The organism is Burkholderia sp. S171 (assembly GCF_009766085.1).
Lineage (GTDB): Bacteria > Pseudomonadota > Gammaproteobacteria > Burkholderiales > Burkholderiaceae > Caballeronia.
The window spans coordinates 209,830-218,970 of sequence record NZ_LMUF01000052.1 but is presented as its reverse complement, the minus strand read 5'-3'; the positions used below and the strand labels follow the sequence as shown (position 1 = coordinate 218,970).

At 59.2% G+C, this 9,141-nt stretch carries 7 protein-coding genes; 4 read left to right on the top strand and 3 right to left on the bottom strand.

Annotation, left to right across the window (positions count from 1 at the left end):
• Nucleotides 1–276 precede the first annotated feature (276 nt).
• Together GSQ93_RS29935 and GSQ93_RS29930 are read left to right on the top strand one after the other, a co-directional pair.
• The gene (locus tag GSQ93_RS29935) at nucleotides 277–1,770 is read left to right on the top strand and encodes an oligosaccharide flippase family protein (protein ID WP_158939376.1); all 1,494 of its coding nucleotides are present in this window, start codon (nucleotides 277–279) and stop codon (nucleotides 1,768–1,770) included.
• 15 nt (nucleotides 1,771–1,785) lie between these two features.
• Complete coding sequence (locus tag GSQ93_RS29930) at nucleotides 1,786–4,296, top strand: glycosyltransferase family 4 protein (RefSeq protein WP_158939374.1); 2,511 nt, start codon at nucleotides 1,786–1,788, stop codon at nucleotides 4,294–4,296.
• 25 nt (nucleotides 4,297–4,321) lie between these two features.
• Here the strand turns inward: GSQ93_RS29930 and GSQ93_RS29925 are convergent, their stop codons facing one another.
• The 3 genes from GSQ93_RS29925 to GSQ93_RS29915 all read right to left on the bottom strand — a co-directional run bounded on the left by GSQ93_RS29925 (nucleotide 4,322) and on the right by GSQ93_RS29915 (nucleotide 7,466).
• Nucleotides 4,322–4,783, bottom strand: a complete 462-nt coding sequence (locus GSQ93_RS29925) for a DUF126 domain-containing protein (RefSeq protein WP_254074130.1) — start codon at nucleotides 4,781–4,783, stop codon at nucleotides 4,322–4,324.
• The gene (locus tag GSQ93_RS29920) at nucleotides 4,752–6,023 is read right to left on the bottom strand and encodes an aconitase X catalytic domain-containing protein (protein WP_158939372.1); all 1,272 of its coding nucleotides are present in this window, start codon (nucleotides 6,021–6,023) and stop codon (nucleotides 4,752–4,754) included. Before GSQ93_RS29920 ends, GSQ93_RS29925 begins: the two co-directional genes overlap by 32 nt.
• 264 nt (nucleotides 6,024–6,287) lie before the next feature.
• A complete protein-coding gene (locus GSQ93_RS29915) occupies nucleotides 6,288–7,466 on the bottom strand; it encodes an acyltransferase (protein ID WP_158939370.1) in 1,179 nt (392 codons plus the stop codon).
• A 289-nt stretch (nucleotides 7,467–7,755) separates the two neighbouring features.
• On the opposite strand from GSQ93_RS29915, the gene GSQ93_RS37665 reads away from it, so the two are divergent.
• Both GSQ93_RS37665 and galU read left to right on the top strand, forming a co-directional pair.
• A complete protein-coding gene (locus GSQ93_RS37665; RefSeq protein WP_165092361.1) occupies nucleotides 7,756–7,899 on the top strand; it encodes a hypothetical protein in 144 nt (47 codons plus the stop codon).
• Nucleotides 7,900–8,174: 275 nt separating this feature from the next.
• Entirely contained in the window at nucleotides 8,175–9,095 is a 921-nt protein-coding gene (gene galU, locus GSQ93_RS29910) for a UTP--glucose-1-phosphate uridylyltransferase GalU (protein ID WP_158939368.1), read from the top strand.
• Nucleotides 9,096–9,141 lie beyond the last annotated feature (46 nt).

Here is a 9,141-nt window from a genome sequence, read left to right as displayed (position 1 = left end):
ACGCTGTGGACACTTAGGGTAGAGCGGTGAAAGCGTTTTCTTTGCTTCGTTTCTTTGTCGCTTTGGACAAAGAAATGACGGGCGGCCACGCACAGTGGCTAACAGTGATAAAGAGAAAATCCGACTCTCGCAGACCACTAACACCGAAAGCACCAACCCGGCACTGACCCCAACCACTAACCCCAACCACTAACCCGGAAACAACCTAGCACCCCAACCACCCCCCCCCAAAAAAACCTCTAACCCCAAAACCCCCCAGAAGGACGAGTGCGAACGATGGAAAAATCGATGCTGAAGAACATGGCGATTAACTTCTCGGGACTGGTACTGCCTACCTTCGTCTCGTTGATCACCGTGCCCGCATACATCCATCTCGTCGGCGTCGAACGCTACGGCGTGATCAGCCTCGTCTGGACCCTTATCGGCTACTTCGGCATTCTCGATCTCGGCATGGGTATGGCCGCTCAACACCAGATCGCAAAGGCCCACGCCGCCAACGACCCCGAAGCCCGCTCGCGCGTGTTCTGGAGCGCCATCTGGCTCAACCTCGGGACCGGCATCATCGGCGGCGTCCTGATCTACTTCGGCGCATTCGCCTACACCGCCTACGTCGCGCATTCATCCCCTGCCATGCAACAGGAGGTCTATCACGCACTCCCGTGGCTGGCTCTCGCCATTCCCATCGCTAACGTGTCATGGGTCTGCGCCGGCGCAATCAACGGCGTCGAACGCTTCGGTATCTACAACACCAATCAAACGATCGGCACCTTCCTGTTCCAGTTGCTGCCGCTAGCCGCAGCCTGGAAAATCGCACCGAACTTGCAAACCGTACTCGCCGCCGCCGTTGTCGCACGTGTCCTGGCCGTCGTGCTCCTCGCGCGAGCGAGCTTCAAGGTGCTCGACATCAAACGCATCGAATGGCCGCAGCTAGGCGTGGCCGGCGGCCTGTTCAAGTTCGGCGGCTGGATGCTGGTCGCGACCATCTCAAGCATGATCACGGACTCCCTCGACCGTATCCTCCTGGGCGCGAATCTGGGCGCGCGCTTCGTCACGTACTACACCGTCCCGCAGAACCTCGTCACCCGACTGAACATGCTGCCGAACTCGCTCGTTCGCACCTTGTTCCCGCGCTTGTCCTCCGTCAAACGCGAACACGCCGATGCCATGGTCCAGCAGTCGCTGGAATTTCTCAACGGCGTATTCACGCCCATCGCGTTGTTCGCCATGCTGGTGCTCGCGCCGTTCCTGCACCTCTGGGTCGGACAGGAAATCGCCATCGCCAGCGCGCCAGTGGGCCGGATCCTGATCATCGGCGTGTGGCTCGTCGGACAAGCCAGCGTCACGCGCATCATGATCCAGTCGCAAATCAATCCCGCCACGGCAGCGCGTATCGGTCTCGTGCAACTGCCGTTCTTCGTGACGGCACTGTGGTTCGGTATCGCGCACTTTGGTCCCATCGGCGCGGCCAGCGTGGTGGTGCTGCGCTCGCTCGCCGACTATGGCTTGCTCCTGTGGATCTCGCGTATTCATGCCCGGCCGATTGCCGCCGACATGCTGATGCATCTCGCGTTCCTTATCGCAGGCCTCGGTGTGGCGTTTGTCATCGATCCAATCGAGTACCCGCTGCAATCAATCGCCGCAGCGTTTGTCATTTCTGGCCTGAATTTAGGCTGCTCCCTTCTCACACGGCCCGCGTTGCGCTCGATGGCGCGCGGCTTTGTCCATGAGTTAAATGTGCGCCTCAAACGGCGCGTGAAATCCACGGTTTAAGGTGAGGAGTGACACATGAGACTTGATCTCGATGAAGCGGTCATCGACCCGGTGCGAGTGACGTTTGATCCTGTCAGCCTGCCCCCGCCTGATGTGCAGGACACGCCGCCCCGGCATCGTGCGAGGATCGCGAAACGGGTGCCGCGGGTTGCGATCGTGCACGACTGGCTCGTCGCTTTCGCGGGCGCGGAGAAGGTGCTTGAACAGATCGTCATCTGCTTTCCCGATGCCGATCTTTTCAGCGTCGTCGACTTCATGGAAGAGCGGTCGTGGATGCGCGGCAAGAAGGTCACCACCTCGTTTATCCAGAAGCTGCCGCAAGCGAAAAAGCGTTACCGCTCATATCTGCCGCTCATGCCGCTCGCGATCGAACAGCTCGATGTCTCCGGCTACGACCTCGTGATTTCGAGCAGTCATGCCGTGGCTAAAGGCATATTGACCGGTCCCGATCAGATTCACGTGAGTTATGTGCATTCGCCCATTCGCTACGCATGGGATTTGCAGCATCAGTACTTGCAGCAATCGAATCTCACGGCCGGCGTGAAGTCGCTGCTCGCGCGCATGGTGCTGCACTACATGCGCAACTGGGACATCCGCACGTCGAATTCCGTGGATCATTTCATCGCGAATTCGGCGTTCATCGCGCGACGGATCAACAAGGTCTATCACCGCGATTCGCATGTGATCTTTCCGCCCGTCGATGTCGAAGCGTTCCAGCTTTGCGACGTCAAAGAGGACTTCTATCTGACGGCGTCGCGGATGGTGCCGTACAAGAAGATTGATTTGATCGTGGAAGCGTTCGCGAAGATGCCGGAGCGCAAACTGGTCGTGATCGGCGACGGCCCCGACATGCGCAAGATTCGCAGCAAGGCCACCCCGAACGTCGAGATCATGGGCTATCAGCCGTTCTCCGTTCTGCAGGACAAAATGCAGCGGGCGAAGGCATTCGTGTTCGCGGCCGAAGAGGACTTCGGCATCTCGGTGGTCGAGGCACAAGCGTGCGGGACGCCAGTGATCGCGTACGGCAAGGGCGGCGCGCTGGAAACCGTGCTGGATAGTTCGCACGCGCGTCCAACGGGCCTTTTCTTCGATGAACAGACGACCGGCGCCATCATCGATGCCGTGGAGGGTTTCGAACGCGGCGGGTTGAAGATCAAGCCGGCGGATTGCCGCACGAATGCGGAGCGCTTTTCGATCAAGCATTTCCGCGATGGTCTGCGCGCCTATGTGCAGAGCGTTGCGCCTCATTTCACGCTCGCGCCGCCTGCGATGCCGCCGGTGCCAACGATCGACCCAGCAGCCAAGGCCGCAGCTTTGCAATTGAATCAGGATCATGAAGAGGCCGATGCCATGCGCGTCCTCGCCGTCGATCAAAGCGGCGTGCTCGGGGGCGCTGAACTATCGTTGCTCGAAGTGATGAAGAACATGCGCGGTACCAACGAGACCCTGTTGTTCGACGACGGTCCATTCCGTATTGCGCTGGAAGCGGTCGGTATCAAAGTCGATGTGCTCGACGGCGCCGCACTCGGCGGCTTGAGCAAGGACGGTGGGATGAAGCGGCCCAAGGCGGGCATGATCGGCGGCGTCATGGGCCTCGTGCGCGGCACGCTGGAAAAGTCGCGCAATTCGGATGTGATCTACGTGAACACGCAACGCGCGATGGTGGTCGGCGCTATTGCCGGGCTGATCTCGCGGCGTCCGGTGGTGTGGCATCTGCGCGATATCGTCAGTCAGGAGCATTTCGGCAAGACGCAGCTCACCATTATCAAGTGGTGCACGAAGCTCATGCTGGAACGCGTGATCGCGAACTCGACGGCATCCGCCGTCGCGCTCACCGCGTTGACGCGCATGAAAGAGGAGCGGCTGGACGTGGTGTTCAACGGTATTTCCGCGGAACCGTTCACCGAGCTGGAATCTGTCGCACAGCATGAATTGCGGGCGCGCTTTGGTTTGCCGAAGGACGCGTTCCTCGTGGGCTCGTTCAGCCGGCTCGCACGCTGGAAAGGGCAGCACATCTTGCTTGAAGCGCTGTTGGAAGCGCCCGAGATGCACGCCGTGCTGGTGGGAGCCGCGCTCTTCGGCGAGGACGCCTATGAGGCTGAATTGCGTGCCTACGTGGTTGAGCAGGGTCTCGCGGACCGCGTGCATTTCCTTGGCTTCCAGCACGATATTGCTGCGTGCATGAAAGCGGTGGATGTCGTCGCGCACACGTCCATCAGCCCGGAGCCGTTCGGCCGCGTGATCATTGAAGGCATGTTGGCGAAGCGGCCGGTGGTGGCGGCGCGGGCGGGCGGTGTGACGGACATTGTGGAAGACCGCGAGAATGGCATTCTCTGCACGCCCGGCGATGTCCGCGCGCTCGCGGATGCGTTGGGTGAACTATCGGCGGACGCTGGTTTGCGCGACCGGCTGGTCGAGCAGGGTTATGCGAACGCGATCAACCGTTTCGGGACCGAACGGTATGTGGAAAGCGTTCAAAAGATTCTCTCCGATGTCGCCGGAAAGTCGCGGTCGAAAAGGGGCTAGCGGGGGTTCGACCGGACGCTGCGACCTAAAGCGCCGCAGCGTCCTCGATCACAACCCGTGCCGTGTTTTCACCGGCTCGCGCTTCTATCTGGATGACGCCAAGGGTCTTGGACAACCGTTCGAAATCTTCGCTGCTCGCGAGAACGAGCGGGATCTGGGAGGCATAGAGTTCGTTCGCGACGATCACGCCAATGGAAATAATCAGGTCGCGCTCGCACAACACAATGCCCGCAGGTCCGGTGTTGTTGCGGATGGCTTCAACAAGCACGCTGCTGCTGGAGCTCGACCCCTTGGCCCTTGGCATAATCAAGATCACGCCGGCAAGGGTCTGGCCAAAGGCCGGATGCGATTGTTCGACAATGGTCCCGGTCTCGGCGTCGTAGCCACCCCAGAAACTTAGCGGTTCAATGAAGACGCCCGGTCCCCGCGCGAATCCGCTTGTGAGGACCTCGGCGTTAAAGCTGGCTTGTGGGTTCATCGTGTTCATCGAAGCAAACCTTTCCCGCGAAAGCGGAGCGCACACATTCGTTCATGCTTCCATAGGCCACCTGCACACCGATATTCGCGGGTGCATAAAGTGCCCACTTGCCTGAGTTCGTCATGACCAGGCCGCTCATCTTTTTCATGACGGGCGTGATGTAGGTGCAGGTATCGAGGACAATCTGTACGCCTCTGGAAGCAAGCGTATCCGCTATCCCCGACGACTCAAGTTGCCACAATACGAACCGGCTGGTGTTCACATAGAAGTCGCACGCGAGCGGAGCGGAGAACGCTGAGAAATGAGCGGCGAGCTGCTCGAATTCGGTGACGGAAAAATGCGGCGTTCCAAGGCTGACAGCAACGAGTGCATCACCGGGCTTCGCCTGATTAAAACGGCGGCGAACGTCGCGAAGCTCATCCAGCGAAACATCGATGACCCTGGCGGGCGGCTTGCCCTGAAACGCTGCGTCGAGCGTCGGCGCTTCCGGCGTAATTCCGATGCCATGAAATAGCGCCACCGCGCCGCTCGAAGCTGCGGCCGCACCGAGTGCTTTCAGCTCGTCCTCAGTGGTATCGGACGGCAGACCGTCGATGGCCGCGATGCTCGTGCCAGCGGCTTTGCCAAGCACGAAGCCGAGCGCCGCGAACAACACATCGCGGCCGGGAAGCGCGCCGAAATCGGCCACCCGGATCAGGATGTGGGCCGCGCGATTTTCGGTGACATGCAAGCCGGCGTAGGGCGCTCGGCCCGTGATCGCGGCGGCCAGATCGAGGAAGTCGCCGTATCGGCTGGTGCGGGCGCCCAGGACCGAATTCGCAAATACGATGGCGTTGGATTCCGCCCAGGCTATCTGGTCTCCAAGCGTGGGGCGATGCTTGAGCTGGTAGGGCGCGCACGTGAAGCTCGATTCGCATCCGAGTTCGATGTGGGCATTCATGAGCCGTTCGGCGGCGCGCTGGGTGCTTTGCTCTCCCTGAAACAGCTCGGGATGGATCAAGTCGAGAGAGCCGACGTTCAGCGTCGTGGGCACGGCTACCCGCGTTTCAGTTTCGACGAACCGTTCGACGAAATCGAGGCTCGCCGCACCGTGATAAAGGCAACCGTCTATGTGCGCCGACGTGATATCGATCAACCTGTCAGCGCCCATGACATCCGCCGTGCGCGTCACGATCCTCATGGCCAGTGCAACGCCGCTGCCCATGTCTCCATTCAACATTGCGGCGTCCCGCTCACTGAGCTGCAGCATGATCGATTTCCTGGTTGGACGGCGGGGGAACTTGCAGGCGTTTTTGCCGCGATCATTTTATCGCGGTTACGGTCGGCTCAGAAAGCCTGCGCCAGACGCGTGGCGCATTTCAGTTGCACGGGCTCGTACCGAAACGGATATTTCGTGGACTGATTTACCGAGGCAGATGGAAAAAAACCGCGCTCATTGCTGAGGGCGGTTTCATGGAAGGTTTGTTGGCTGACGCCGGGGCGTCTTCTTCTTGTTGCGAGCAGAGGATTGCGCTTAAGCCTTTGCCGACTGGCGCCGCTTGAGACTGGCGGACCAATTCATCGCGGGGCGCTCGACCAGCATATAGAACACATAAGCCACGGCGACTGGCACAAGCATGAAGGCGAACGACGCCCAGATAGTGGTTTGCAGCGCGGAGTGAAACAGCACCGATCCGAGCAGGATAAGGATCGGAATATGCACGATATACAGTGAGAAGCTGAACTCGCCGAGCCACGAAAAACCCTTCACCGGCAACGAATTGCGCATGGGTTTATCGAGCGCCTGGAACAGATACAGCGCGAATGCCAGCGCCCAGAACTGGAACGCGAGGTACTGCCCGAACTTGAACGCGACGCAGCCGACCGCCGCACCCATCACGGCCGCGATCTTCAGTTTCATCGACCCGTTCGGCATCTTCTGTGCGTCGGGCGCGGCCTTGGCCTCGGCTATCCATGCGCCGAGCGTCCATGAGAACCAGTACGACGCGAACAACACGATCTCGTGGCGCTCAAATACAAGCGCCGACATCACGTTGACGAGGCCGACGCAAACCAGCACCGCCTTCATCCCGATCCGCCGGCGCAATGCAATCAGCAACGGGTACACAACATAGAACTGCACTTCAAGCGACAGCGTCCACAACGCTCCATTCGACCCGAACGTGCCGCCGGCCACGCCCTGCAGCGAAAGCAGGTTGACGATGAACAAATGCAGGTCCGCCGTGCCAATCTTGGGGCTGACCGGCATGAAGCCGAGGCTGTATGTATCTAGCGCATAGGTCAGCACCAGCGCGGCAAGCAGCACCGGATAGATACGCGCGAAACGGCGCATCAGGAAGTTGCCGGTATCGAAAGGGGCACCTGGATTGGCGAGCAGCTTGCGCGCCGTTCCGCGATGAATACAGTACCCGCTGATCACGAAGAAGATCGGCACGCCGGCCGATCCCCAGGCAATGGGAAAGGTGAGATAGCTGAAGACCGTGTTGAGGTCGAACCGGGCCCCGGTCCTGTGGAATTGCTGTATGCCGATCCACGTGATTTGGCGGCAGTGAAAATAAGCCACCAGCAATGCCGCAAAACCACGCCACGCATTGATGGCGACATCGTGGTCGTTGACGCTGACGGCGGCTGTGCGTTCGAGCGGTAACTGCAGGGAGGAACCGGCCGGATCGAGCAGGGACGAATCGCTCATTGAAAACCTCGTGTCCAGGTTGAAAAAGGCCGGAGACGGTTCCCGGCCTTGCGGCGCCTTATCTCATGCTTGTTGGCCGACCAAGTTGGCCACTCAAGCGGCGCGCTGTGCAGAGGTCATATTAGTCCGGCAAATAATGGAAAAATATGCGTGGCAAACACTCCATCGTGCAGATGAGGAGCAAAAACCTCCTTACTGTCCGTTCAAAAGGTAACGAATTTATTCAGCAATTATTTGTCGTTTTTTTTCTGCTAACTTCGTTTCAAACATTCAAAAACAGGGGTACATCATGGACATGCACGCGTTTGCCGGTATTGCTGTTTTGTTGATCCTTGCCGCGGTGTCGGCTTATCGGGACGCGCTACGTAACGATCCGATGTCGAAACTAAACGCGTCAGGCATTCGTTTTCCGCATTCGGACGATCAGGAATAAATGCTTCAGAACGATCGTGCTGCGATGCGGCGCACGATTAAATATTTTTTTCGTACGCCGGCTGGCCCCATCTCTCAGCGGGGCCAAGCTGAATCCAGTTCACTTCTTGCGGCGCAGCACATTATTTTACGGCTTCAAGGCGGCTTCCGATAATTATCAGCGCCGTGATTGAAAGCTTTGAGTAAATGCGAATTCGAGGCGTCGGAATTCTGCGCGAACACGCACGAACGGGCGTTCGTGCATTCATTTGAAAGTATTTTAGGGAAGCGCGCGCGATGCTGAAAGTCACCAAAGCCGTATTTCCTGTTGCGGGACTCGGCACCCGTTTCCTGCCCGCGACAAAAGCGAGCCCGAAGGAAATGCTGCCTGTCGTCGATAAACCGCTGATCCAGTACGCGGTTGAAGAGGCAATAGCGGCAGGCATCACGGAAATGATATTCGTGACGGGCCGCGGCAAGCGAGCGATTGAAGACCACTTCGATAAATCCTACGAGATCGAGGCGGAACTTGAAGCGCGCGGCAAGGAGGCGTTGCTGGAGGTCGTGCGTAACATCAAGCCCGCGAACGTGGACTGCTTTTATGTGCGCCAGCCGGCCGCGCTCGGGCTCGGCCATGCAGTGCTATGCGCTGAAAAGTTGATTGGCGAGAACCCGTTCGCCGTGATCCTTGCCGATGACCTGCTCCACAGCAAGGTGCCGGTCATGAAGCAACTGGTCGATGTATTCAATCATTACCATAGCTCGGTGATTGGCGTTGAGCGGATCAACCGTGTCGATAGCGCGTCCTATGGCGTGATTGAAGGGCGGGAGTGGGAAGAGGACATCATCAAGCTGTCGGGCATCGTGGAGAAGCCACAGCCGGCTTTGGCGCCATCGAATCTGGGTGTGGTGGGGCGTTATGTGTTCATGCCGGGTATCTTCACGCATCTGCGCAATACGCGGGCCGGCAGTGGCGGCGAGATCCAGTTGACCGACGCGATTGCTTCGTTGCTGTCGGTCGAGCAGGTGCTGGCGTACCGGTATTACGGCACCCGCTTCGATTGCGGCAGCAAGCTCGGCTATTTGAAGGCGACGGTGCAGCTCGCGTTGCAGCATCCGGAAGTAGGTGAGGGCTTCGAAGCGTATCTGCGTGAGTGCATGCCCGCGCTGCTTCCAGCGCCCATCGCAGAACTGCCCGAACTGATAGAGCCCCTCTAGCGCGAAAGGACCACTATTCAGCCAGGGACTTGCAACCGCGGCTGGC

Bases quoted from the DNA above. Each gene is read 5' to 3' on its own strand.
- GSQ93_RS29935 (WP_158939376.1), top strand. From the start codon at position 277: ATGGAAAAATCGATGCTGAAGAACATGGCGATTAACTTCTCGGGACTG.
- GSQ93_RS29930 (WP_158939374.1), top strand. From the start codon at position 1,786: ATGAGACTTGATCTCGATGAAGCGGTCATCGACCCGGTGCGAGTGACG.
- GSQ93_RS29925 (WP_254074130.1), bottom strand. From the start codon at position 4,783: ATGAACACGATGAACCCACAAGCCAGCTTTAACGCCGAGGTCCTCACA.
- GSQ93_RS29920 (WP_158939372.1), bottom strand. From the start codon at position 6,023: ATGCTGCAGCTCAGTGAGCGGGACGCCGCAATGTTGAATGGAGACATG.
- GSQ93_RS29915 (WP_158939370.1), bottom strand. From the start codon at position 7,466: ATGAGCGATTCGTCCCTGCTCGATCCGGCCGGTTCCTCCCTGCAGTTA.
- GSQ93_RS37665 (WP_165092361.1), top strand. From the start codon at position 7,756: ATGGACATGCACGCGTTTGCCGGTATTGCTGTTTTGTTGATCCTTGCC.
- galU (WP_158939368.1), top strand. From the start codon at position 8,175: ATGCTGAAAGTCACCAAAGCCGTATTTCCTGTTGCGGGACTCGGCACC.